General features: G+C 55.8%; 21 protein-coding genes. 13 read left to right on the top strand and 8 right to left on the bottom strand.

What is annotated here, in order from left to right; translation table 11 throughout:
• Positions 1–68 precede the first annotated feature (68 nt).
• Genes PGR91_RS12195 through PGR91_RS12170 form a run of 6 tightly spaced genes read right to left on the bottom strand, consistent with a single transcriptional unit; the run spans position 69 to position 5,828 of the window.
• Positions 69–1,088, bottom strand: coding sequence for a vWA domain-containing protein (locus tag PGR91_RS12195; protein WP_118457883.1), 1,020 nt, complete (start codon positions 1,086–1,088; stop codon positions 69–71).
• Positions 1,089–1,100: 12 nt separating this feature from the next.
• On the bottom strand, positions 1,101–2,096 hold the full coding sequence (locus PGR91_RS12190; RefSeq protein WP_101573469.1) for a vWA domain-containing protein: 996 nt from the start codon (positions 2,094–2,096) through the stop codon (positions 1,101–1,103).
• A 43-nt stretch (positions 2,097–2,139) separates the two neighbouring features.
• Positions 2,140–2,904: a tetratricopeptide repeat protein gene (locus PGR91_RS12185; RefSeq protein ID WP_118657182.1), complete on the bottom strand. Its 765-nt coding sequence runs from the start codon at positions 2,902–2,904 to the stop codon at positions 2,140–2,142.
• Positions 2,901–3,911, bottom strand: a complete 1,011-nt coding sequence (locus tag PGR91_RS12180; protein WP_101573467.1) for a hypothetical protein — start codon at positions 3,909–3,911, stop codon at positions 2,901–2,903. The genes PGR91_RS12185 and PGR91_RS12180 overlap by 4 nt, the downstream gene beginning before the upstream one ends.
• 23 nt (positions 3,912–3,934) lie before the next feature.
• Positions 3,935–4,816, bottom strand: coding sequence for a DUF58 domain-containing protein (locus PGR91_RS12175; RefSeq protein WP_118657181.1), 882 nt, complete (start codon positions 4,814–4,816; stop codon positions 3,935–3,937).
• Positions 4,817–4,829: 13 nt separating this feature from the next.
• Positions 4,830–5,828, bottom strand: a complete 999-nt coding sequence (locus PGR91_RS12170) for an AAA family ATPase (protein ID WP_055203198.1) — start codon at positions 5,826–5,828, stop codon at positions 4,830–4,832.
• A gap of 246 nt (positions 5,829–6,074) precedes the next feature.
• On the opposite strand from PGR91_RS12170, the gene PGR91_RS12165 reads away from it, so the two are divergent.
• The 12 genes from PGR91_RS12165 to PGR91_RS12110 all read left to right on the top strand — a co-directional run bounded on the left by PGR91_RS12165 (position 6,075) and on the right by PGR91_RS12110 (position 18,722).
• On the top strand, positions 6,075–8,564 hold the full coding sequence (locus PGR91_RS12165) for an ATP-dependent helicase (RefSeq protein ID WP_118657233.1): 2,490 nt from the start codon (positions 6,075–6,077) through the stop codon (positions 8,562–8,564).
• 113 nt (positions 8,565–8,677) lie between these two features.
• A complete protein-coding gene (locus PGR91_RS12160; RefSeq protein ID WP_055203200.1) occupies positions 8,678–9,049 on the top strand; it encodes a CidA/LrgA family protein in 372 nt (123 codons plus the stop codon).
• Positions 9,033–9,722, top strand: coding sequence for an LrgB family protein (locus PGR91_RS12155; protein ID WP_101573660.1), 690 nt, complete (start codon positions 9,033–9,035; stop codon positions 9,720–9,722). The genes PGR91_RS12160 and PGR91_RS12155 overlap by 17 nt, the downstream gene beginning before the upstream one ends.
• Before the next feature lie 58 nt (positions 9,723–9,780).
• Positions 9,781–10,422 carry an endonuclease III gene (nth, locus tag PGR91_RS12150; protein WP_118657180.1) on the top strand — a complete coding sequence of 214 codons (642 nt, stop codon included), beginning with the start codon at positions 9,781–9,783 and terminating at the stop codon, positions 10,420–10,422.
• A gap of 109 nt (positions 10,423–10,531) precedes the next feature.
• Positions 10,532–11,989, top strand: coding sequence for a S41 family peptidase (locus PGR91_RS12145; protein WP_118657179.1), 1,458 nt, complete (start codon positions 10,532–10,534; stop codon positions 11,987–11,989).
• A gap of 16 nt (positions 11,990–12,005) precedes the next feature.
• A complete protein-coding gene (locus PGR91_RS12140) occupies positions 12,006–13,031 on the top strand; it encodes a DHH family phosphoesterase (protein WP_118657178.1) in 1,026 nt (341 codons plus the stop codon).
• Between the two features lie 105 nt (positions 13,032–13,136).
• Positions 13,137–13,385, top strand: coding sequence for a hypothetical protein (locus PGR91_RS12135; protein WP_055203208.1), 249 nt, complete (start codon positions 13,137–13,139; stop codon positions 13,383–13,385).
• Positions 13,386–13,414: 29 nt separating this feature from the next.
• Positions 13,415–13,960 carry a PH domain-containing protein gene (locus tag PGR91_RS12130; RefSeq protein ID WP_055203209.1) on the top strand — a complete coding sequence of 182 codons (546 nt, stop codon included), beginning with the start codon at positions 13,415–13,417 and terminating at the stop codon, positions 13,958–13,960.
• A gap of 140 nt (positions 13,961–14,100) precedes the next feature.
• Positions 14,101–16,344: an aconitate hydratase gene (locus PGR91_RS12125; RefSeq protein ID WP_101573459.1), complete on the top strand. Its 2,244-nt coding sequence runs from the start codon at positions 14,101–14,103 to the stop codon at positions 16,342–16,344.
• A 202-nt stretch (positions 16,345–16,546) separates the two neighbouring features.
• A complete protein-coding gene (gene rplS / locus PGR91_RS12120) occupies positions 16,547–16,909 on the top strand; it encodes a 50S ribosomal protein L19 (protein WP_055203213.1) in 363 nt (120 codons plus the stop codon).
• A 211-nt stretch (positions 16,910–17,120) separates the two neighbouring features.
• Positions 17,121–18,056 (top strand): sensor histidine kinase, encoded by a 936-nt coding sequence (locus PGR91_RS12115; protein WP_055203215.1) that lies wholly within the window; start codon positions 17,121–17,123, stop codon positions 18,054–18,056.
• Positions 18,057–18,068: 12 nt separating this feature from the next.
• On the top strand, positions 18,069–18,722 hold the full coding sequence (locus tag PGR91_RS12110) for a response regulator (RefSeq protein WP_101573658.1): 654 nt from the start codon (positions 18,069–18,071) through the stop codon (positions 18,720–18,722).
• Positions 18,723–18,785: 63 nt separating this feature from the next.
• On the opposite strand, the gene PGR91_RS12105 is transcribed toward PGR91_RS12110, so the two are convergent.
• Both PGR91_RS12105 and PGR91_RS12100 read right to left on the bottom strand, forming a co-directional pair.
• Complete coding sequence (locus PGR91_RS12105; RefSeq protein ID WP_055203218.1) at positions 18,786–20,333, bottom strand: hypothetical protein; 1,548 nt, start codon at positions 20,331–20,333, stop codon at positions 18,786–18,788.
• 72 nt (positions 20,334–20,405) lie between these two features.
• Positions 20,406–21,626 carry a hypothetical protein gene (locus PGR91_RS12100; protein ID WP_125147128.1) on the bottom strand — a complete coding sequence of 407 codons (1,221 nt, stop codon included), beginning with the start codon at positions 21,624–21,626 and terminating at the stop codon, positions 20,406–20,408.
• Positions 21,627–21,953: 327 nt separating this feature from the next.
• Between PGR91_RS12100 and proS the strand changes: the two genes are divergently transcribed.
• The gene (gene proS / locus PGR91_RS12095) at positions 21,954–23,438 is read left to right on the top strand and encodes a proline--tRNA ligase (protein ID WP_055203223.1); all 1,485 of its coding nucleotides are present in this window, start codon (positions 21,954–21,956) and stop codon (positions 23,436–23,438) included.
• Positions 23,439–24,576 lie beyond the last annotated feature (1,138 nt).

Genomic DNA, 24,576 nt, shown 5'->3' with positions numbered 1-24,576 from the left:
CCTTTCGAATTTTGCCGGTTTTACCGACGGATCGACCGTCCAGGAAAAATAATGCTTCCCGGAGGGCTTTATTGTTTTCGGAAAATATTCAAGCGGCTCAGGATACGGCTTTTCCGTTCGAGCATGACGAATTCGATCAGTAGCAGCAGCAGTCCGATTCCGATCAGGTATTGGTATTGTTCGTTGAAATCTTCGAAAACGCTGGACGATAGTTGTTTTTTCTCGACTTCGTTGATCTTCTTGACGATTTCGTCGAGTCCGAGGCTGCGGTTCGTGGCGCGGATGTAAGCGCCTCCGGTCGACAGGGCGATCTGTTCGAGCGTCGCTTCGTCGAGTTTCGATACGACCATGTTTCCTTTTTCGTCCTTGATGAAATTCCCGTCGATCGGGATCGGGGCGCCTTCCGGACTTCCGATGCCGATCGTATAGATCTTGATCCCCTTTTCGGCGGCGGCCTTTGCTGCGGCAATGGCGTCGTCTTCGTGGTTCTCGCCGTCCGAGATGATGACGATGACGCGGCTGCCGTCGCTACCCGACGAAAACGATTGGGACGCCAGGTCGATGGCCGCGCCGATGGCCGTTCCCTGTCTCGAAACCATGGTCGGGGAGATGTTGTTCGCAAACGTGCGGGCGATGACGTAATCGGAGGTGATCGGAAGCTGCATATAGGCATCGCCGGCGAATACGATCAGTCCGATTTTATCCTGATGAAGCTGTTCGATCAGCCGGTCGATCGCGAATTTGGTGCGTTCGAGTCGATTCGGTTCGAAATCCTGCGCCAACATGCTGTTCGATACGTCGACCGCCAGCATCATTTCGATCCCCGTGCGCGTGACCTCTTTCAGCTTGGAACCGAACTGCGGTCGCGCCAGGCCGATGACGATGAAGACCAGCGCCAGCGCGAAGATCGTGAACTTGGTGCGTACCCGTTTCGGAGAGGCCTCCGGCATCAGTCCCCGGATGGTTTCCGGGTCGCCGAAGCGTTCCAACGCCCGTCGCCGGACGCGTACTGAGTACCAGTAGACGCCGATCAGCACGGGGACGAGGATCAGCAGGTAGAAATATTCGGGTGTTGCAAATCTGAACATAGTCGTACGGTTTTACGGAATCTGGCGCAGCCACAGTTTACGGATCAACATTTCGCAAACCAGCAACGCGAGCGCGGCCAGCGCGAAAAGGGCGAACCGTTCGTAATAACGGGTGACGTTTTCCACCTCCACGCGGCTTTTTTCCATTTGGTTGATCTCTTCGTAGATGTCGCGCAGTTTGTTGTTGTCGGTCGCCCGGAAATATTTGCCGCCCGTTTTTTCGGCGATTTGGGTCAGCATTTTTTCGTCGATCTCGACTTTCATCGGTACGTAGCTGATGTTGCCCCACATGTCGAGCGCCGGGTATGGAGCCGTCCCTTCGCTGCCGACGCCGATCGTGTAGACACGGATGCCGAGCGTTTGGGCGATATCGGCCGCGGTCAGCGGAGCGATCTGCCCGCTGTTGTTGACGCCGTCCGTGAGCAGGATCACCACCTTGCTTTTGGCCGAGCTCTCGCGCAGCCGGTTGACCGCTGTGCCGAGCCCGTTGCCGATTGCCGTGCCGTCTTCGATGATGCCGCTTTTGACGGTGCCGAGGATATTGACCAGCGAGGCTTTGTCGGTGGTCAGCGGACTCTGCGTAAAGCTTTCGCCGGCGAATACCACCAGGCCGATCCGGTCGTTCGGACGGTCCATGATGAAATTGGCGGCCATCTCTTTCGCGGCCGAGATCCGGTCGGGCTGGAAATCCCTTGCCAGCATACTGCCGGAGATGTCGAGCGCCAGCACGATGTCGATCCCCTCGGTCGAGCTGCTGGTGTTTTTCGATGTGCTTTGCGGGCGGGCCAGCGCCACGATCAGCAGCGCCGTCGCCAGGCATCTCAGAACGAACGGCAGGTGCTGCAGGTAGTATTTGGGCCCGTGCGGAAGCCGCCGTACGCCGGCTACGGTCGATATCCGCATCGTAGCCTTCCCCTGCCGCATCCGGTAGATGTAATAGGCGACCATCGGCAGCAGCAGCAGCAACAGCCATAATAATTTGGGATTCGCGAATTTTGTTATGTCCACCACGTCGATTGCTGATTTAAACAGATTTTTTCACCGGACGGCCCTACCAGTTTTTTCCCGAGTTTCCGACGGTCACCGCCTTCTTTTCGTCCACTTTCTTCTTTGTCTTGTCCTCGCTACCCTGGACGGCGTCGAGCATCCGCTCGGCTTCTTCGCGGCTCATGCTCCCCTGCGGCGGTTGCTGTCCGCCGGACGGAGGCTGCTGATCCTGTTTGTCGGGATCGTTGCCGTTTTGATTATTATCCGGATTGTCTTTGTTTTGGTCTTTATCCGGATTTTGGTTCGGATCGTTTTTATCGTTTTTATTTTGGTCGTTCCGGTTGTCCTTGTTCTGGTCCTTGTTTTGATCGTTCTTGTTCTGATCGTTTTTGTCTTTGTCGAGCAGTTTTTTTGTGTAGGCGTAGTTGAACTTTGCTTCCATATCGGCCGGATTCAACCGCAGCGAGTTTTTGTACGCTTCGAGGGCTTCCTGCAGTTTGCGCTGCTGGAACAGGGCGTTTCCCTGGTTGAAATAGGCCGAAGCCGCGTTGTCCAGACGGGCCGAGTCGGCAGCCAGTTGTTCGTTCAGTCCGGCCGCTTCGTCGTAACGTTTCTGTTTGTACAGCGCGTCGGCCAGGTTGAAGTTCGCTTCGTAGGAATCGGGCTGTTTTTCCAGCGCTTTGCGGTAGGAGATCTCGGCTTCGGAGTACTCCGCTTTCCCGTAAAATTTGTTGCCCGAACGGATGTCGCGGCGTTCGGGGTATTTCTGTCCCGCCGCCATCCCGGCCGCCAATAGCAGCAGACAGGTTATGATCGTATGGCGTATCATGCGTCGTCCTCCTTCTTTTCCTCGGTTTTGATCGGTTCGATCTCGGCGGCGGGCTGTTCCACCTCGACCGCTTTGGTCTCTTCGATGAAATAGTAAGCGTCCGTGTAGACCGTTTCGTTCTGATCCGCATCCGGTGTGAATTTGGCGAATTTTACGAAATCGGCGGTGATCAGGATGTCTTTGAGCCGCTTGATCGATTTCTCCGGTAAGGATTCGCGGATCATCCTGTCCAAGATCTCTTGCGAAGTCATTTCCAGCGCTTTGACCGGGTAACGGGTGCTCAGGTATTCGCGCAGGATGTCGGTGATGCCGGTGTAATAGGCTTTTTGTTTCCCGCTTTGCCATAGTTTCTGCGAGTGCAGTTTTTCGAGCTGCCGGATCGCCGTTACGTGCGGCGGTTCGGCCGGGACGCGTTTGCCGCCGGACTGCCGTTTGCCGCGGAACCGTTTGACGAGCAGGAAGACGACCAGGGCGATCAGCGCGGCCCCGAGCAGACCCGTCAGCAAGTAGCCGCCGTATTCGCCGAACCGGACGGGAACTTCGAGCGGGAGCTTGACGTCGTGGATCGTCTGCGTGGCCGTGTCGACCGACAGCGTATTGACGAAAATCCGCAGCGAATCCATCGACCACAACGTGTCGATTATGTTTTTATTGATGTAAAGCACCGGGAACTTTCCGATACGGTAGTCGGCCTCTTCGAAACAGGTCAGCAAGTAGGATTTTTTCAGCGTAATCCGGCGTCCGTCGGTTTTCAACGTATCGACGGGTCCTTCGGCGAGTATTTCGATGTCGGTCGAATCGCCGCCCAGATGTCCTCTGTCGAAAACGGGGAATTCGACGACCTCCATCACGTCCTTGTCGACCTCGATGTCGAGCCGGAACTGGTCGCCGATCAACACCGAGTCGGCCGAGAACCGCGCCTCGACGGACGGCGTTTTCGGTTGTGCGGACAGCGAACCTGCGATCAGCAGCAGAGCTACGGTGAATATTTTTTTAACGTAAAACATACGGTTTGTCAGCTTGGCGCCGGTTACCGGCGTTTAAAGAGTTTCATCAATGACGTGACATAGTCTTCTCCCGTCGCGATCTTCACGTTGTCGACCCGGCAGCGTTTCAACGACGAATCGATCAGCGCGCTGGTCTGTTCCCAGTTACGGGCGTAGGCGTCGCGGACGGCGCGCGAAGCCGTGTCGACCCACACTTTTTCGCCCGTCTCGGCGTCTTTCAGTTCGAGGATTCCCACATCCGGAAGCTGCTGTTCGCGGCGGTCGTAAACCCGGATTCCGACCATGTCGTGTTTGCCGGAGGCGATTTTCAGCGCGTCTTCGAACCGGGCGCGACCGTCGGCCGTGTCCATGAAGTCGGACAGTACGAAGGCCGTCGAACGTTTTTTCAGGATATTGGTCAGGTAGCGCAGCCCTTCGGAAATGTCCGTGCCGTTATTCTCGGGCATGAAGCTGATCAACTCCTTGATGATCATCAATACGTGCGCGCGGCCCTTTTTCGGCGGGATGAACTTTTCGACGCGGTCGCTGAAGAAGATGCAGCCCACCTTGTCGTTGTTCTGCGCGGCGGAAAAGGCCAGCACGGCGGCGATCTCGGTGATCGTGTTTTTCTTGAGCTTTTCGGTCGTGCCGAACATGCGCGAACCGCTGACGTCGATCAACAGCATCATCGTCAGCTCGCGCTCTTCCTCGTAGATCTTGATGTGCGGCTGGCGGCTGCGGGCGGTGACGTTCCAGTCGATATCGCGGACGTCGTCGCCCACGCGGTATTCGCGCACTTCGCTGAAGGCCATACCGCGCCCTTTGAAAGCGCTGTGGTATTTGCCGGCGAAGATATCGTTGCTCAGCCCCCGCGTCTTGATCTCGATCCTGCGGACCTGTTTGAGAATATCGCTGCTGCTCTCCATGACGGTTTACGGACTAAGGTACTTCGACGTTGTTGAGGATTTCGGTGACGATCTCTTCGGTGGAGACGTTTTCGGCCTCAGCTTCGTAGGTCAGTCCGATACGGTGCCGCAGCACGTCGTGGCATACGGCGCGCACGTCCTCGGGGATCACGTAGCCGCGCCGCTTGATGAAGGCGTAGCTTTTGGCCGCCTTCGCCAGCGAAATGCTCGCGCGCGGCGAGCCGCCGTAGCTGATCAGCGAAGCGAGCCTCGCCATGTTGTATTCAGACGGTTCGCGCGTGGCGAAGATGATGTCTACGATGTATTTCTCGATTTTTTCGTCCATATAGACGTCGCTGACCACCTCGCGGGCTTTCAGAATGTCTTCCGGCGCGATGACCCGGTTCGGTTTGGGCAGCCCGCCGCCCAGCATGTTCAGTCGCATGATGTCGCGTTCTTCTTGTTTCTTCGGATAGGTGATCCGCGCTTTCAGCATGAAACGGTCGACCTGCGCTTCGGGCAACGGGTAGGTGCCTTCCTGTTCGAGCGGGTTCTGCGTGGCCAGTACGAGGAACGGTTCCGGCAGTTTGTAGGTCGTGTCCCCGATGGTAACCTGACGCTCCTGCATTGCTTCGAGCAGCGCGCTCTGCACTTTGGCCGGGGAGCGGTTGATTTCGTCGGCCAGGATGAAGTTGGCGAAGATCGGCCCCTTCTTCACCGAAAACTCTTCGGTCTTCTGGCTGTATATCAGCGTACCGATCAGGTCGGCCGGCAACAGGTCGGGGGTGAACTGGATGCGGCTGAAGTGGGCGTTCACGGCCTGCGCCAGCGTCGTGATGGCCAGCGTCTTGGCCAGTCCCGGGACGCCTTCCAACAGGATGTGGCCGTTCGACAGCAGGCCGATCAGCAGCGTGTCAACCAGGTGTTTCTGGCCGACGATCACCTTGCTCATCTCCAGGTTCAGCGTATCGACGAAGACGCTTTCGCGCTCGATCCGCTCGTTGAGTTCCTTGATATTGATTACTTCACTCATATCTTGAAAAATTACGTATAATCCGTATGCCGTTCTCTGTTTCGGGCATTGATTTAAACGATTGACACGCAAATTTATTGTAAAATTTTTAATTTATGCCCTCTTGTGCCAAATTTCAGACCGTTATCCGTTTCGGCGGTCGTTTGCGCGCCGTCCGCCGGAGGGATTTGCTCTCCGAAGGGACGTTTTTGCGAAAATTTCCGGATTCTAATGCTTACCTTTGCGGCGTTAATAATGTCGATCGTTGTGTCTGAATATATCCAAAAACTGAACGATGCGCAGCGCGAGGCCGTCGTCAACTTCCGGTGTCCGTCGCTGATCGTGGCCGGGGCCGGTTCCGGCAAAACCCGCGTGTTGACCTGCCGCATCGCCTATATGCTCGAACAGGGCGTAGCCCCCGATACGATCCTCGCGCTGACTTTCACGAACAAAGCGGCGGCCGAGATGCGCGAACGGATCGGGCAGTTGCTGTCGCCGCAGGCCACTCGCCGGATCTGGATGGGAACGTTCCACTCGCTGTTCTCGCGCATCCTGCGCGCCGAGGCCGACAAGCTGGGCTATCCCTCTTCCTACACGATCTACGACGCGTCGGACGCCCGCAACCTGGTCAAGCAGATCATCCGCGAGATGAATCTCAGCGACGAGACTTACAAGCCCGGCGATATCGCCGCCCGGATCTCGCTGGCGAAGAACAACCTGATCACGCCGGGCGCTTACGAGGCGAACGCTTCGTTGCAGGCCGAAGACCGGGAACGCCGCCGACCGCAGTTCGTCGATATTTATAAACTCTACGTGCAGAAATGCAGGCAGAACGGGGCGATGGATTTCGACGACCTGCTGCTCAATACGAATATCCTGTTCAAAGATTTTCCGGACGTGCTGGCCCGCTACCAGGCGCAGTTCCGCTACATTCTGGTCGATGAGTATCAGGATACCAATTTCGCGCAGTACGTGATTATCCGGCGGTTGGCCGAGCAGCATTCGAACGTCTGCGTCGTCGGCGACGATGCGCAGAGCATCTACTCGTTTCGCGGAGCGAAGATCGAAAACATCCTGCGGTTCCGCAACGACTTTCCGGATGCGCGGATTTTCAAGCTCGAACAGAATTACCGTTCGACGCAGACGATCGTCGATGCGGCGAACAGTATCATCGAAAAAAATACGAAGCAGATCCGCAAACGCTCCTTCTCGACTGCCGAGCAGGGCGAAAAAATCAAGGTGATCAAGGCCTATACCGATAAGGAGGAGGCGATCCTGATTGCCGGCGACATCGCTTCGACGGTGCGAGAAAAGGATCTTTCTTACAGCGAGATAGCGATTCTGTACCGTACCAATGCGCAGTCGCGCTCGCTCGAGGAGTCGCTCCGCGGGCGAAACATTCCCTATAAAATCTACGGCGGCGTGTCGTTCTACCAACGCAAGGAGATCAAGGATTTGCTGGCTTACGTGCGCTTGGTCGTGAACCCGAAAGACGACGAGGCGTTCCGCCGGGTAATCAACACCCCGGCGCGCGGGATCGGCGACGTGACGGTGAACCGGATTGCGGCAGCCGCGGCGGAACGGAATCTGAGCCTGTGGGAAGCGGTCAGCACGCTTTCGTCGGACGATATGGAGATGAAAGGGGCCGCCGGTAAAAAAGTGACCGCTTTTGCGGGGATGATCGGCGAGTTGTCCGGTATGCGGGCCACGGCCGAAGCTTACGAGCTCGGTCTGGAAATCGCCGTCCGTTCCGGAATTATCGGAACCTACAAAATGCAGCAGACCCCGGAAGCGGTCAGCGCGCTGGAAAATATCGAAGAGCTGATCAACTCGGTCAGGGCCTATACCGACGAACAAAAGCGGATCGCGGCCGAATCGGGCGACGACGCGCAGGCGCGCGTGACGCTCGACGAATGGCTGCAAAACGTTGCGCTGCTGACCGATATGGACAACGAGAAGCCCGAAGAGCGCAACAAAGTGACGATGATGACGGTGCATGGCGCCAAAGGGCTTGAGTTCGAATACGTGTACGTGGCGGGACTGGAAGAGAACTTGTTCCCGAGCATGATGAGCCTCGGCAACGAGGAGGGGCTCGAAGAGGAGCGCCGGCTGTTTTACGTGGCGTTGACGCGGGCCAAACGGGGAGCGGTGCTCTCGTTCGCCGAGTCGCGTTTTAAATGGGGCGAAATGACTTTTTGCCGGCCCAGCCGTTTTCTCGGCGAGATCGACCCGAAGTTTCTCGACATCCAGTTCGACGCCGACGACCTGTCGGCGCCGGAAGGAGGGAACGACGCTCCGGTGCGGACGGCATACGGCGGCCGGGGCGGTTACCGGAAACAGGAAGCCGGGCGCAAGGATTATACGGGGAACGCCCGGACGTATTATTCCGGCCGGGAGCAGTCCCGCGGGGAACGTTCGTCCGAACGTCCTGCGCAGGGAGGGTTTCGACATGCGGCGGCTCCTGTCCGGGAGATGTCGCCGGTCGTGCCCGACAGCCGTTTCCGCAGCGTGGGCAGCCGCCCGCAGGTCGAACCGGAGCAGCGGATTCCGTCCGCTCCCCGTCCGGCGGAAAGTGCCGGCGCGGGAGACGAGTTCGAGGTCGGAATGTTGGTGCGGCACGACAAATTCGGAACGGGACGCGTGACGCAGGTCGAGGAGTGGTCGGGCGACGTGAAAATTACGGTCGAGTTCGACGGAGCGGGACGGAAAACGCTGCTCCGGCGGTTCGCGAAGTTGACCCCGTTGCGGCGGGGGTGACGGGTCGCGTCCGGCCTGTGCCGGCCGTCGGACGGTATGGAATGGGTAAGGCGGATGAAAGTCGACCGAAAGGTTTCTGCGTATTGTATTTTTATTTAGACTAGTTCCTGAAAATGTACGGTATATTTCTGATTTTGTTGTTTTATCTGCTGGGATGCTTCGTCGCGGCCCTGATCGGGAATTTCGTTCCGGGCAGCGTGATCGGGATGATCCTGCTTTTCTGTGCGCTGTCGCTGAAGTGGGTGCGTCCGGGGCATGTGAAAAAGGTGTCGATGTTCCTGCTCGACAACATGATGTTGTTCTTTATTCCGGTCGGCGTCGGACTGATCACGTCCTACACGTTGCTGAGCCGCTACATGCTGGCCATCATCGTGGCTTCGTTGGTCAGCACGGTGCTGGTGATCGCGGTGGTCGGGCTGGTGGAGCAGAAACTGGAGTCGAAAAAACGGTCTAAAAAAGAAGATGATGATAAAGGAGATCGCTGATTCGCAGGTGTTCTTGCTGACGCTGACCGTCGGCGTTTACATCGGCGCGATGTGGTTGCGCCGCAAGGTCAACTGGGCGCTGTTGCATCCGATTTTCGTTTCGATCGTCGTGCTGATCGCCTTTTTGCGGCTGAGCGGGATCGAATACGAGCATTACATGCGGCAGACGCAGGTGATCGATTTTCTGTTGGGATTGTCGGTCGTCGCGCTCGGGTATATCCTGCACGATCAGATTTACAACATCCGGGGGAACGTGATTTCGATCGTCGTGGCGATCCTGGTCGGCAGCGCCGTGGGGATCGTCAGCGTCGCGTTGATCGCCCGTTGGATGGGGGCCGAGCCAGCCGTAGTCGCTTCGCTCGAACCGAAGTCGGTTACGACGGCGATCGCGCTGTCGGTGTCGGCCAACTCGGGCGGGATTCCGGCCCTGACGTCCGTGGCGGTAATCGTGGTCGGCGTGTTCGGCGGCATCGTCGGGCCGTGGGTGCTCCGCCGGGTCGGCGTCGAAAGCCGGATCGCCAAAGGACTGGCGATGGGCGCGGCGGCTCATGCGCTCGGAACGGCCCGCGCGATGGAACTGGGGGCCGTCGAGGGGGCTATCAGCGGGTTGGCCATCGGGTTGATGGGGCTGGCTACGGCGATCCTCGTTCCGATCCTTGGAAAAATATTGTAACTTTGTCATTGTCATAGAATAATCTATCCGGTTTCGAATTATTTAAAATCGATTTGCCATGAGACTGACTGAACGATACGCCCGAATCCTGGAATGGTTTCAGCAGAATATGCCCGTCGCCGAGAGCGAATTGCGCTACAAAGACCCGTACCAATTGCTGGTGGCGGTCATCCTGTCGGCGCAGTGCACCGACAAACGGGTCAACATGACTACTCCGGCGCTGTTCGAGCGTTTCCCGACCCCGCAACGCATGGCCGAAGCGACGCCCGAGGAGATCTATCCTTATATCAAAAGTATTTCTTATCCGAACAACAAGGCGAAAAACCTGGCCGGCATGGCGCGGATGCTGGTGTCGGAGTTCGGCGGAGAGGTGCCGTCCGACCTCGATCAGTTGCAGCGATTGCCGGGCGTGGGGCGCAAGACGGCCAACGTGATCGGGATCGTCGTTTTCAACGAGGCCGTGATGCCGGTGGACACGCACGTGTTCCGGGTGTCCGACCGGTTGGGGCTGACCACGGGGGCCAAAACGCCGTTGCAGACCGAGCATCAGCTGACGGCACATATTCCCCCCGAATTGCTCCCGATCGCGCACCACTGGCTGATCCTGCACGGGCGTTACGTATGCCAGGCCCGTAGACCCAAATGCGATCAGTGCGGCCTGACTCCGTGGTGTCGTTATTACGGGCGAAAGGAAAAGTGATTTTTTGCGACGATCTGCCGATAATTTACTATTTTTGTAAAATGCCGGATCAGGCTGCCTTCGGGCGGTCGGCGTCCGGGGACGGAATTGTCGGATTAAAACCGGAGTTATGAACGGACTGAAAGGGTGGTTTGCCGTGCTGGCGGGTTTGGCGCTGATATCCTGTGCCAAAGGCCCTTCGGAAGGGGGAGCGTCCGATCCTGCTACGGATGCCGCCGCCAACCGCTGGATCTATTCGCAGATGATCCGGCAGTACCTCTATAACGATTATACGAAGACGATAACTCCCGATTACAACCAGTCGTGCGAAAACTTTTTCACCGGACTGTTGTCCTCGCGTCCGACCGACAACGACGGGAAACATACCGGGACGGATAACTATTTTTACTCGTCTATGGAGCGTAGCGGAACGTCGAAAACGGCCGTTTCGGGCAAGGTCGCCACTTACGGGATCGAATACAAGTGCTATTATACCGACTATTCCAGAACGTATGTGGCGGCCCGGGTGCAGTTCGTGGTGAAGGGATCGCCCGCCGATAGAGCCGGAATACGGCGCGGGGACTGGATCTGTCTGGTCGACGGAAAACCGATCGGGTCGAACAACACGTCGGTACTGCGGCGGGGCGGAGCGGTCACGCTGTGGGTGGAGCGGATGGAAAAAACGATGCAGGGCGGGTTCGAAATTTATCAAACCGTTTACGAGAAATCCGTTTCGATGGACGCCGCCGAAACGCTGGACGTCTCTCCGGTACTGACCGATACGCTGATCGTACGCGGTTCCCGGCGGATCGGTTATCTCGTATACAACGAATTCCTGTCGGAGCCTGCCGGGGCGTCGGACGGGCGGTACGACGAACAACTCAAAGCGGTATTCACCGATTTCAAACGACAGCATATCAACGAACTGGTGCTGGATCTTCGTTATAACGGCGGCGGTTACGTCAATACTTGTCGGTTGCTGTGCAGCATGATCGCGCCGCAGAGCGCGCTGGGACAGGTTTTCTGCATCGAACGTTTCAACGACGACCTGCATGCGCTGTACGGCGAGACGGTGCTGCGGTTCCTGCCGGAAGGCGAGGTGGGCGGCTGCAACCTGAATCTCGCCCGGCTTTATGTGCTGACCGGCCCGTGGACGGCTTCGTCGAGCGAGTTGGTGATCAACAACCTGCGGCCGTATATGCCGGTGAAGGTGGTGGGAACGACGACGGAAGGAAAAAACGTAGGATCGTCGGAGATCCGGTCGAACGTTTACGGGATCGTTTTACGTCCGATTACCGGCCGGGCTTTCAACCGCGATTACGAATCGGATTACGCGGACGGTTTCGATCCCGATTATCCGGCGGACGACGACGATAATCAGGATCAGATGCTCGAATTGGGCGATCCGGACGAGTTCGTATTGCAGTATGCCTTGGCGGACATAGCCGGGTCGCCGGTCGCCGCGACGTCGAAGGCGGACGACCTGCTGCGCGGGCCTTATACGCCGGCGGGCGAACCGCAGCCGGAAGGAAGGATACGGGGGATGATATTTACGGCTCCGGGAGGAACGGACGGGCCGTTCGATTAAAAAAAGAAAAATTTTTATGGTAATTACGGAACAGAAACTGGATCAACTGCGGGAGATATTGGGCGGCGCTCCCAAAAAAATGGCGCTTCTTTCACATACCAATCCGGACGGCGATACGATCGGCGCCGCGCTGGCGTGGCGCGCGTATCTCGAACGTCTGGGGCATACGACGCGCTGCATCGCGCCGAACCGGTACCCTTATTTTCTCGAATGGATGACCGATATCGGGTATATCGGGGTTTTCAAGGAGGATGCGGACGGGGAGATGGCGAAGTTCATCGGCGAGGCGGACGTGATCTTTTGCATGGATTTCAATCAGATCAACCGGCTCGACCGGGTGACCGATACGGCGACGGCCAATACGACGGCCCAGCGCGTACTGATCGACCATCACCTGCATCCGCCGGTGGACGGTTATACGGTGCAGTTTTCCGATACGCACTCCTGTTCGACTTCCTATATCGTCTATCAGCTGATCGAGGCGCTGGCCGGAACCGATGCGATCGACCAGGCGATGGCCGAGGCGCTGTATGTCGGCATCATGACCGATACCGGCAATTTCAGTTTCAGCAACCTGACTTCCGATCTGTTCCGGACCGTAGCGGTGCTGATCGACCGCGGAGTGAACGTGCCGTACGTCAACAGCAGCGTGTACGACAATTTTTCGGAGGGACGGATGCGGCTGCTCGGGTACATGCTGAACGACAAGATGGTGACCGACTATCGGTACGGCGTGGCGTACGTGTCCCTGACCGAGGAGGAGATGCGGCGCTTCAACTTCATACAGGGCGACAGCGAGGGATTCGTCAATTATCCGCTGTCGATCCGGGGTATCCGCATGTCGGCGATGTTTATCCAGACGAAGCACAGCATCCGGGTGTCGCTCCGTTCGCGGGGCAGCGACGTGGACGTCAACGTGTTCGCGCGCCGTTATTTCGACGGCGGGGGACACCGTAACGCCGCCGGCGGCAAATCGTACGTGTCGATGGACGAAACGCTGAAAAATTTCCATACGTATCTTAAGGAGTATTTCGGGGCGTAGTTTTTTCGTCGGAAAATCGTTTTTTCACATTTGATGTAAAATAAGATCGTCGCCGGAAACGTTCGTAAAACGTATTGGATCGATGACCGAAATAGGTGATTCGTTATGAAAGTGGTTCTGAATTTTCTTTTGTACGCCGCGCTTTTTTTCGTCGTGATTTTCGCGATTACGTACGGGGCGGAAACATGGGCGTTCCACAGCGGCAAAAACATGCAGTCGATGCTGGTCGAATCCGGCGTGGCTGCGGCCGTTTTCGCCGTTTTCCTATGTATGGTAGCCGGCCGGGCCGAACGGGAGAAAGAGCGCAACGACAAAAAAAGGGAGGAACGCAGAAACGCGGCCGGGAAAGGATAATCGCCAGCCGTCTTAGGGAGGAAGTACCGATGGAAAAAAAATATAAATACCGCTACGACCGGCGCTGCCGGCGGATTACGGCGGCCCTGTTGTTGATTCTCGCCGGGCTGTTCGTTTGGTTTCATTTCGTCCTGGGAGGCGATTACCTGCCGGCCTGGGGACTCTTTTTCGTCGTCTGCATCATCACGCTGTACATCCTGTCCATTCCGCGTTACATCCTGCTGGACGACGCGGCGCTCGAGATCCATTGCATCGTCGACCTGACGCGGATTCACATCGAGGATATCGAACTGATCCGGCGGATCGAACGCAGCGAATTCCGCCGGCTGTGGCCGTTGCTCGGCAGCTACGGGTTCTGGGGATATTACGGCTACTATTTCAGCTTCCGGGAGTGGACGCTGTACAAGGTCTATGCGGCGGAGCGGAACAACCTGGTGCTGATCGAGGATATTTACGAGGATACCTACATCGTCAGTTGCGACGACCCGGATGGGCTGATCGCTTTCGTTTCGGAAGCCCGCGACCGGAAACGGGCCGAGATACTCAGGCACACGGCCGGGCAGATCGCGAAATGACCGTTCCGCAGAGCCGATAAATCCGTCGGGAGCGGGGACTCTTTTTGATAAATTGATTATCTTTGCAAAACGGGAGAATTTCCGTTTTGCGTTTTTATGCCCGTATCGAAAAGCAGGGTAATTTAATAAATATAGAGAAAATGGTATTTGACATTGAGTTGATTCGGAAAGTTTACGGCTCGTTCGCCGCCAGGGTGGAGCAGGCCCGGAAAGTGAAAGGAACGTCGCTGACGCTGGCGGAGAAAATCCTCTATGCGCACCTGTACGATGCGTCGGATGCGAAAGCGTTCCGCAGAGGGGTCGATTACGTGAATTTCCGTCCGGATCGCGTGGCGATGCAGGATGCCACGGCGCAGATGGCGCTGTTGCAGTTTATGAACGCCGGCCGCGACCGTTCGGCCGTTCCGGCGTCGGTGCACTGCGACCACCTGATTCAGGCCGACCGGGGGGCCGCTTCCGATGTGTCTACCGCCAACGATTCGAACCGCGAGGTGTACGATTTTCTCAAAAGCGTGGCCAATCGCTACGGGCTCGGTTTCTGGAAAGCCGGGGCCGGTATCATTCATCAGGTCGTGTTGGAAAACTACGCTTTTCCGGGCGGCATGATGATCGGGACGGATTCGCATACGCCGAACGCCGGCGGGCTCGGCATGGTAGCTATCGGCGTCGGCGGGGCCGATGCGGTGGACGTGATGGCAGGGATGCCGTGGGAGCTGAAAATGCCGAAGATCATCGGCGTGAAACTGACCGGGCGGCTCAGCGGCTGGGCTTCGCCGAAAGACGTGATCCTGAAACTGGCCGGGATACTGACCGTCAAGGGCGGAACCAATGCGATTCTGGAATATTTCGGCGACGGGGCGGCTTCGCTGTCTGCGACCGGCAAGGCGACGATCTGCAATATGGGCGCCGAGGTGGGGGCCACCACTTCGCTGTTCGCCTATGACGAGTCGATGGCGCGCTACCTGCGCGCTACCGGACGCGAAGAAGTGGCCGCGCTGGCCGACGGCATAGCCGGTTCGCTGCGCGCCGACGCCGAAACGGCCGCCGAGCCGGAAAAATATTACGACCGGGTGATCGAAATCGACCTGTCGTCGTTGGAACCCTATATCAACGGGCCTTTTACGCCCGATGCCGCGCATACGATCTCCGAATTCGGCGCCTGGGTGCGCGAAAAAGGGATCCCGCAGCGGATGGAAGTCGGCTTGATCGGATCGTGTACGAACTCTTCGTACCAGGATCTGAGCCGCGCCGCTTCGGTGGCGCGTCAAGCGGCCGCCAAAAAGCTGGAGACGAAAGCGAAGCTGCTGATCAATCCGGGTTCGGAGCAGGTGCGCTATACGGCCGAACGCGACGGAATCTTGCAGTCGCTGCTTGAGGCGGGCGGCACCGTGATGGCCAATGCTTGCGGTCCGTGCATCGGGCAGTGGGCGCGGCACGAGCCGGACAACACGCGTCCGAACTCGATCGTGACGTCGTTCAACCGGAACTTTGCGAAGCGGGCCGACGGCAATCCGAATACGCACGCTTTCGTGGCTTCGCCCGAACTGGTGATGGCGCTGACCATCGCCGGCGACCTGACGTTCAATCCGATGAAGGACACGCTGCAAAATGCTGCCGGACAGTCCGTGATGCTCGACGAACCGAAAGGGGACGAGTTGCCCGCCTCCGGGTTCGACGTGAAAGACAACGGGTACGTCGCGCCCGATCCGCACGCTTCCGGCGAGGTGGCGATCGCCGCCGGTTCGAATCGCCTGCAACGGCTGGAGCCTTTTGCCGCGTGGGACGGGAACGACTTTACCGATTTGCGGCTGCTGATCAAGGCGTCCGGCAAGTGCACGACCGACCATATCTCGATGGCGGGGCCGTGGCTGCGCTTCCGGGGACACCTCGAAAACATTTCGGACAACCTGCTGATGGGAGCCGTCAATAAATTCAACGGACAGACCAATTCGGTGCTCAATACGCTGGACGGCAGTTACGACGGCGTGTCGTCTGTGGCCAAAAAGTATAAGGCGAAGGGGATCGGTTCGATCGTCGTGGCCGAGGAGAACTACGGCGAGGGATCGTCGCGCGAACATGCCGCGCTCGAACCGCGCTTCCTGAATGTGAAGGTCGTGCTTGTCAAGTCGTTCGCGCGAATCCATGAAACGAACCTGAAAAAACAGGGTATGCTGGCGCTGACGTTCGCCGATCCGGCCGATTACGACCGCATCCGCGAGGACGACCGGATCGAAGTGACCGGCCTGAAAACGTTTGCGCCGGGCAGCCGGATGACCGTTACGCTGCGCCACAGCGACGGAACGTCCGAGTCGTTCGAAGCCAATCATACTTACAACGAACAGCAAATCAAGTGGTTCAAGGCGGGAGCCGCATTGAACTGCTAACGAATTGCAGCGGTATTTTCCGGCCGGACGGCGCGGATCGTCCGTCCGGAATTCCCTGAAAGTTCGAAAATATCACGGGTTTCGAGTGCAAAATATTGTTTTTTCAACGGAAAGCGTTATCTTTGCCCTCCCAAAGTGCAGGAATCTCTTGCGAGGACGTAGGGGCCCGCAATATTCCCACTATAAATTTAATTGAAAAGAGATGGATAATTTAATCAAGATCGCCCAGGATTCGATGTGGGTGAAGCCGGAAGTTCCCTCGTTCAAAAGCGGCGACACGATTACCGTGACCTACAAGATTGTCGAGGGTAACAAGGAACGTCTCCAGAGTTTCCGCGGCACGGTCATTCAGATCAAGGGCAGCGGTATTACGAAGATGTTCACGATTCGTAAAATTTCGGACGGTATTGGCGTGGAACGTATTTTCCCGGTTTACTCGCCGCATATCGACCGTATCGAGGTGAATAAAGTGGGTGTCGTTCGCCGTGCGCGTATTTACTACCTGCGCGAACTGACCGGTAAAAAAGCCCGTATCAAAGAGAAGAAAAGAGTGGTGGCCAAATAGTCCGGATAGCTTTTCGGATACGAAAGATTCTATACGACGGGGAACCAGCAGGCTGGTTCCCCGTTTTGTCGTTCCCGTCCCCGCCGGGCGGATAGTTGTTTTCGGCAGCCGGGACAGGACGCTTCGCCAGCGGCGGGGACGGTTAATCTGAAAATTTTGTATATTTACAAAATATTCGAACTCCGTTCCACTGTTAAACGGCTATTCTGCAATGGTTAAAGAGATACTGCTGATCATATCCGTCATCCTGCAAATCATTGCGGCGATCGTCGCTATCGGGCTGACGCGCCGTACCAAATACAACCTGTCGTGGATGTTGTTTACGGTCGCGCTGACCTGCATGGCGTTTCTGCGTCTCGGGGAGTACGTTCAGATCACCGATCTGAAGGAGTGGCGGTTGCCGTCGGAGTTCTTTATCTGGACAGGGATCGTTACTTCGCTCTGTTTCGCGGTCGGGATGCTCCTGGTGCAGAAAATTTTCAATTACATCGCCCGTGCCGAGCGTCAGCGGCGGATCAGCGAACGGCGGATACTGAACACCGTGTTGCGTACCGAGGAAAAAGAACGGCAGCGTTTTTCGAAAGATCTGCACGACGGATTGGGGCCGTTGCTTTCGTCCGCAAAGATGTCTATTTCGGCGCTTTCGTCCGGCGATACGGATGAACGCAACCGCGAGATACTGCGCAATGCCAACTACGTGATCGACGAAGCGATCCGCAGCCTGCGCGAGATCTCGGTCAATCTCAGCCCGCATATCCTGAACGATTTCGGGTTATCGCGGGCGATCTCGAATTTCATCAATAGGCTGCCGCGCGGCGCGATGCGGATCAATTTTTCGACGAACCTGCGGACGGAACGTTTCGATATGGATATCGAAGTGATCCTGTACCGGATCGTGTGCGAGTTGATTAACAACAGCCTGAAACACTCCGGGGCCTCGGTCGCTACCGTTTCGCTGGTTTACGCCGACGGCGTGCTGCGGCTCGATTACCGCGATAACGGATGCGGGTTCGACGTAGCGAAGGTCGAACAGAAAGGAATGGGAATCGCTAACATTCAGTCTCGGGTCAGTTCGCTGAAAGGCGATTTCGCGTTGAAAAGCACGCCCGGCCGCGGAATGAATGCGGTGGTCGAGGTGCATGTGTAAAAAAGGACGGTTATGGAAAGAACTTGTAAAATAGTGTTGGCGGACGATCATACGCTGTTCCGCAACGGACTCAAGACGTTGTTGTCGGGCATCCGGAATTTCGAAGTGACCGGGGAGGCTTCCGACGGTTGCGAGTTGCTCGAACTGCTGGGGCGCGAAACTCCGGACGTCGTGCTGTTGGATATCGAGATGCCGAAAATGAACGGCATTGTGGCCGCCGAAGAAGCGCTGAAACGTTGGCCCGACCTGCGGATTATCACGCTCTCGATGTACGGCGACGAGGATTACTATTTCAAAATGGTGTCGCTCGGCGTGAAAGGTTTTATTCTGAAAAATTCAGAAATCAAGGACGTCGTAGCCGCGATCGAAACGGTGGTCGACGGAGGAAGTTTTTTCTCGCAGGAGCTGTTGTTCAATCTGGTAAGCAACCTCAAATCGACTCCGTCGTCGGTGCCGGAGGATAGTCCCGAACAGCTTTCGCAACGCGAGTCGGAGATCCTGCTGCACATCTGCCGCGGCGAGTCGAACAACGAGATCGCCGATGCGCTGTTTATTTCGAAACGCACTGTCGATAAGCATCGGTCGAATATCCTGGCTAAAACCGGATGCCGGAATACGGCGAACCTGGTCGTCTATGCGATCAAGCACAACCTGGTGGAGATATGAAACGAAACACTCCCGGAACGCGTTACGAACGGTTCCGGGAGTGTCGTATAACGGGGACGGCGTTTAGAACTTGAGTCCCGCCGACAGGGTGATCGTGTTGCGGTTCTGCTTGGTATCGACGGCTCCCGACTGGATGGTGTATTTATCTTTATCGTCGTAGAAGTAGAACATCTGGTAGGGAGCGTATTTGTACGCGGTGTAAATATAGGTCGCGTCCAGGTAGAAATTCTGGAAACGGAATCCCAAGCCGGCCGAATAGTTCTCGTAAGAACGGACGTTCGCCTGGTTGATGAAGGCGTCCTTCGTCCGGATGCACTCCCCGTAATTGGCATAGCCGACCCGCACGTAGAAGTTTTTCAGCGGAGTCGCCTCGACGCCCACCCGGAAGTTGTTCGCCGGCTGAAAGAACGACTTGATGTCCTGGTTGAGATCCTGTTCGAATTCCCAGTTGTTTCCGTTCATGTTTCGGATCTTCATGTTGTCGTACCATACCCGTTCGTAATCGGCCGTGATCAGCCCTACGCCCGGGAGCGTGAACGAAATACCCGTGAGCAGCCGCGTGGGGGTGTTGATGTTGTACTGGTTGGGAGCGTACGGGCTCTCCTGCCAGTTTTGCTGGGTGTTGAATTCCGCCGACATGTATTCGGTGTACTCCTCGTTCATGCTGACGTAGGTCGGCGTATGGACGGCCACGCCGATCCGCAGGTTGTCGACCGGACGGAGGATGGCCCCGAACTTGAAATTCACGCCGGTGCCGTCCTGACGCAGCGTCCGGATGTAATTCAGGCGATTCAGCGGCAGCGTATTGTTGCTGTAAGTTTCGCTGTAATTGTTTTCGTTCCGGAAGTAAATATCCTGAATCCCGACCGTAAATCCGAGGTAGAGGATATTCTGGAAGTTGAATCCGCCGGAGATGTCGTATTCGCCGATACTTCCCTTGTTGATGTTGTACAGCGACGGGTTGATCCGCGCGTCTTTCGAAAGGTTGTTCCACGGGGCGTAATAGTTGTCGCCTACCGGGTCGAGCACATAGGTGTTGTAGGCCAGAATTCCACCCCATTGTCCGATAGCGAGGCTCTGGAACGGACTGATCGGGTCTTCGGGAGTCATTCGCAGCGTCGATTCGCTGACTCCGCGGATATCTTCCGCGAATACTTCGGTCATCGACTGTCCGATCCCTTGTCCGTAAGCTGCCGACGTGGTATTGAAATCGGCCAGTTTCGTATAACCTACGCCCAGCGTGAAGCTGGTCAGCGCGCCTGTTCCCTGGTAGAGGTTCAGCGCTGCCCCGACATTGCCCAGCGAAAACCGGGTGCGCGAATAGTCGTTGCTCCGTCCCTGAAAGCCGCTTTCCATGTTACTCCAGGTCAGCGACGGCGATATGCCGACTTCCGATCCCCGGTAGATTCCCAGACCTGCCGGATTGATGTTCATCGAAGAGAGATCCGCGCCGAGCGATGTGAAAGCTCCGCCGAGCGCCGCGCTGCGTGCCGTTCCGAATGAATAGTTGTACTGGGATAGATTCAGTAGGTCGCCCGGAGTCTGGGCGGTCGCCGTTGCGAACGGAAGCGCCGCGATGACGCATAGCGTGACGAATTTGTTTTTTTTCATAATTCGTTCTTTGATTAATTCGATGTTGAGTTTCGTGTTCGAGGTTTGTCGTTGCCGGAAGCCGGCCGAAGATTATCTCCGATAGCTTGCGCCGCCGCCCGACGATTGTCCGCCGCCGGTGTATCCTCCTCCTCCGCCCCGGTAGCCGGACCCGGTGCTCGGCGAGTAGCTGCTGCCCGAAGAGGGAGCGGTGCTTCCGCGCCGGTACGACGATCCCGAATTGTTGTTAACCGACGGGCTTACGGTGGTAGTCGGCCCCGATGCGGTTCCGCCGCGCCGGTAGGACGAACTGCCCGAAGACGTTCCCGAACCGGTGCTGCCGATCGAACTGCCGCTCGAGGTCGTACCGCCCCGGCGGTACGACGAGCCGCCGTTCAGCGACGAGCCGGTAGTCGTTCCGGGCCGGTAGGTCGATGAAGTGGTTCCTCCCCGGCGGTAGCTGGGTCCCGACGACCCCCGCCCTGCGGAAGATACCGTGCCGCCCGTTCCGGTTCTCGGACGGTTCCAAACCGTGTTCTTATTATTGTATTTAGGGTAATAATCGTATCCCCAGTGATGATGCGGGCCGTACCATCCTCCGTAATAGGGCGGATACCAGCCGCCGTACCATCCTCCGTACCAGCCGTTCCAACTGTTCCATCCCCAATTCCATCCCCAGTTCCAACTGTTATAAGGGTAGTATCCCGAATACCAACTCCACGACGGGCTCCATCCCCACCACCACGGGCTGCTCCAGTTCCATGCGGGGGAGCTCCATCCCCACAGTCCGAGATTGATGTTTACGTTGGCTGTTCCCCAGTCGCCGTACAAGGAGGGGGCGTATTTGGGTTCTACGAGCACCTGGTCGCCGAGTACCGTCACGTCGTAATAGGCCGGATCGTAGGCGGAGGCATAGCGTCCCGAGGTGTTGGCATTTTCGTTTTGGACGTCGCTCTGCCTGTCGTCGCTCAGCGAACCGAGACTTTTCAGACGGCTTGCGTAAGAATCTCCGCCGTAACCGCCCGCGATCAAGCTGCTGCGCGATTCGTCCTCTTGTCGGTCGTTCAGTTCGGATACGGCCCGGGCCACTTCCTCGCGGCGGGCCCGTTCGGCCTCTTCCGCGGCGCGCTGCGCTTCCTGCTGCCGGATGAGACGCTGCTGCTTCTCGGCGGCGATCGCTTTCCGGTTGTGCGTTACGTATAAATCGTCGGTGGCAGCGGATGAAGTGCTCGAATAGACGGTTGCACTGCATCCTCCCAGCAGCGTGGCAACGACCACGCTGCCCAATACGGTTATTAATTTTCGGCTTTTCATGGCACTCTATTTTTTCTGTTTCGCGGAATGGCGGCCTTTTCGCCGCCGCCGCATTCCATCATATATAGGTATAACGAAAATTATACCCGAAAGTTATTGCTCCGGAAATAAATTTCACGGTTCCGGAGGGCGCGCGCGCCGTTTTTAAAAGATGCATCTGCGCCCTCCGAACGTTGCGTGGCGCGGGTCGAATGTTTTTCCTTTTTCCAGGGAAAAACCGATCCGGCCTCGTTGCCAAAGATATTCAATTTTTACGATTTTTGGAAAAATACTATACCTTTGTAAATTCACAAACCGAAGTATTTTAAGACTGAAAAGTAGTTTGATATGGCAAAAGAGCTGAAAGAGTTGACATCACGGGACGAAAACTATTCGCAGTGGTATAACGATCTGGTGGTAAAAGCGGGACTGGCCGAGAATTCGGCAGTTCGCGGATGTATGGTGATCAAACCGTATGGTTATGCGATCTGGGAAAAGATGCAGCGTGCGCTGGATCAGATGTTCAAAGATACTGGGCATGAAAACGCTTATTTCCCGCTGTTTATCCCGAAGTCGTTTTTCAGCAAGGAGGCGCATCATGTCGAGGGGTTTGCCAAGGAGTGCGCCGTGGTGACCCATTACCGGCTGAAAAACGATCCCGACGGCAAGGGCGTGATCGTCGATCCCGATGCCAGGCTCGAGGAGGAGCTGATCGTCCGCCCGACCTCCGAGACCATTATCTGGAATACCTATAAAAATTGGATTCAGTCGTACCGCGACCTGCCGATTCTTTGCAACCAGTGGGCTAACGTGGTGCGTTGGGAGATGCGTACGCGCCTGTTCCTGCGGACGGCCGAGTTCCTGTGGCAGGAGGGGCATACGGCGCACGAAACCCGGGAGGAAGCGATGGCCGAAGCGAAAAAAATGATCGGCGTCTACAAGGAATTTGCCGAAAAGTGGATGGGGCTGCCGGTGATCGTGGGGCACAAGAGCGACAGCGAACGTTTCGCCGGGGCCGACGACACGCTGACGATCGAGGCGCTGATGCAGGACGGGAAAGCGCTGCAAAGCGGAACGTCGCACTTCCTCGGACAGAATTTCGCAAAAGCGTTCGACGTGCAGTTTACCAATAAGGAGGGTAAGCTCGATTATGTGTGGGCGACCTCGTGGGGCGTTTCGACCCGTTTGATGGGGGCCCTGATCATGGCGCACTCCGACAATAACGGGCTCGTGCTGCCGCCGAAGCTGGCTCCGATACAGGTCGTGATGATCCCTATTTACAAAGGCTCCGAAGAGCTGGCGCAGATATTGGCCCGGCTGGACGAGATTGCCGCCGAACTGAAAAAACGGGGAATCAGCGTTAAAATCGATGCGCGGGACAATGTCCGCACCGGTTTCAAATTCGCGGAATACGAGTTGAAAGGCGTACCCGTTCGCCTGGCGATGGGGCCGCGCGACTTTGCCGGCGGTACGATCGAACTGGTTCGCCGCGATACGCTCGAAAAAGCGACCGTTCCGCAACAAGGGCTGGAAGATGCCGTCGAACGGCTTCTCGGCGAGATACAGCAGAATATTTATGATAAAGCGCTGAAATTCCGCGACGGTATGATTACGCGGGTCGACACGTACGACGAGTTCAAACGGGTGCTCGACGACAAAGGCGGCTTTATCCTGGCCCATTGGGACGGCTCGCCCGAAACGGAAGAGCGCATCAAGAACGAGACGAAAGCGACGATCCGGTGCATTCCGGTCGACGCCCCCGCCGAAGAGGGAGTCTGCATCGTCAGCGGAAAGCCTTCGCACCGCCGCGTCCTTTTTGCCAGGAGTTATTGATGTTTCTCTCTTTTAGATGAATAAGGCCTCTGTAAAAACAGAGGCCTTATTCATGGATGAGGGAATAATTGTTGTTTCAATGAAGATTCCTTAAATGTTCTTTTGGGTGCAGTGCAACGGTTTGTCAATTGTTTTGGTCAACTGTAAAGAAACGGTCGAGAATTCCCTGCAAGTAAAGACTGGTGACCGATGGAAGTGCTTTTTCTGGAATGAAAACAGCACTCATTGTCATATCCGGATTAAGAACAAAACAATAGGGTGTATTTAATTCGTCTAATTTGGATACTTCCGTTATGCTGTAACAAGGCCATCTTTCGATATTGTAGGATCTGCTGTTTTTCTTGAACAAGTGAAAATCCGGATATTCAGTCATGATAACGGGTGTTATACCGTATTTCTTTGCAAAACTTATCATTCGACTAAATGCAAATGTTATAAATATTGTAAAGGTAATAGTTCGATTAATATAATGTCTATATATACCTTAAATACTAAAAGAGCGAAGTTGCCTATTTGATTTGTATTGCCAGATGTTTGATCGATTCCGATTAAGTATTTATCGGTTGGAGATTGAATATTCCAATGATCTCTATTGACGATTCGCTTTAAAAGAATGCAGACCTTTGAGAAAGAATGAAATTTAAAAAAGATGAATATTTGAAGGATTGATAATTGTAGTTAATATACAATAATACAGATTTTTATATGTATTGAAATGGACGGATGAGATGAATGCATGAATAAAAAAAACAAAAAAAGATCGGATAAAATTTGCAGGATAAAAAAAAGTCTCTACATTTGCACCCGCTAAACGAAAGTAAAGCAGTTCTTTCAAAAGGTTGTCGAAAATAAAATTTGCAAATTTTGCAAAGAAACATTTGGAAATTTAAAAATCCGCCGTATCTTTGCAGTCCGATTCGCTCTTAAAATCAGAGCGATTTTTTTAGCGGTCTTTGCGAACTTTTCGCAACATGAAACAGGTTCTTTGAATTATTGGTAATATTTGAGAAAAACAAGTAAATGTAGTATTTATCAATTCCTAAATTATTTCAGGAAATTCAAGTAGTCAGGACTCTAATGATTTAAATTTTTTACAATGGAGAGTTTGATCCTGGCTCAGGATAAACGCTAGCGGCAG

Origin of the sequence: Candidatus Alistipes pullistercoris (genome assembly GCF_027665465.1) — a bacterium.
Classification (GTDB): Bacteria; Bacteroidota; Bacteroidia; order Bacteroidales; family Rikenellaceae; genus Alistipes_A; species Alistipes_A hominis.
The sequence above is the reverse complement of the archived record's forward strand: the minus strand, read 5'-3'. Positions and strand labels throughout refer to the sequence as shown.

Bases quoted from the DNA above. Each gene is read 5' to 3' on its own strand.
- PGR91_RS12110 (WP_101573658.1), top strand. From the start codon at position 18,069: ATGGAAAGAACTTGTAAAATAGTGTTGGCGGACGATCATACGCTGTTC.
- PGR91_RS12140 (WP_118657178.1), top strand. From the start codon at position 12,006: ATGGTAATTACGGAACAGAAACTGGATCAACTGCGGGAGATATTGGGC.
- PGR91_RS12175 (WP_118657181.1), bottom strand. From the start codon at position 4,816: ATGGAGAGCAGCAGCGATATTCTCAAACAGGTCCGCAGGATCGAGATC.
- PGR91_RS12160 (WP_055203200.1), top strand. From the start codon at position 8,678: ATGTACGGTATATTTCTGATTTTGTTGTTTTATCTGCTGGGATGCTTC.
- rplS (WP_055203213.1), top strand. From the start codon at position 16,547: ATGGATAATTTAATCAAGATCGCCCAGGATTCGATGTGGGTGAAGCCG.
- PGR91_RS12185 (WP_118657182.1), bottom strand. From the start codon at position 2,904: ATGATACGCCATACGATCATAACCTGTCTGCTGCTATTGGCGGCCGGG.
- PGR91_RS12130 (WP_055203209.1), top strand. From the start codon at position 13,415: ATGGAAAAAAAATATAAATACCGCTACGACCGGCGCTGCCGGCGGATT.
- PGR91_RS12180 (WP_101573467.1), bottom strand. From the start codon at position 3,911: ATGTTTTACGTTAAAAAAATATTCACCGTAGCTCTGCTGCTGATCGCA.
- PGR91_RS12170 (WP_055203198.1), bottom strand. From the start codon at position 5,828: ATGAGTGAAGTAATCAATATCAAGGAACTCAACGAGCGGATCGAGCGC.
- PGR91_RS12115 (WP_055203215.1), top strand. From the start codon at position 17,121: ATGGTTAAAGAGATACTGCTGATCATATCCGTCATCCTGCAAATCATT.
- PGR91_RS12125 (WP_101573459.1), top strand. From the start codon at position 14,101: ATGGTATTTGACATTGAGTTGATTCGGAAAGTTTACGGCTCGTTCGCC.
- nth (WP_118657180.1), top strand. From the start codon at position 9,781: ATGAGACTGACTGAACGATACGCCCGAATCCTGGAATGGTTTCAGCAG.
- proS (WP_055203223.1), top strand. From the start codon at position 21,954: ATGGCAAAAGAGCTGAAAGAGTTGACATCACGGGACGAAAACTATTCG.
- PGR91_RS12195 (WP_118457883.1), bottom strand. From the start codon at position 1,088: ATGTTCAGATTTGCAACACCCGAATATTTCTACCTGCTGATCCTCGTC.
- PGR91_RS12105 (WP_055203218.1), bottom strand. From the start codon at position 20,333: ATGAAAAAAAACAAATTCGTCACGCTATGCGTCATCGCGGCGCTTCCG.
- PGR91_RS12145 (WP_118657179.1), top strand. From the start codon at position 10,532: ATGAACGGACTGAAAGGGTGGTTTGCCGTGCTGGCGGGTTTGGCGCTG.
- PGR91_RS12135 (WP_055203208.1), top strand. From the start codon at position 13,137: ATGAAAGTGGTTCTGAATTTTCTTTTGTACGCCGCGCTTTTTTTCGTC.
- PGR91_RS12100 (WP_125147128.1), bottom strand. From the start codon at position 21,626: ATGAAAAGCCGAAAATTAATAACCGTATTGGGCAGCGTGGTCGTTGCC.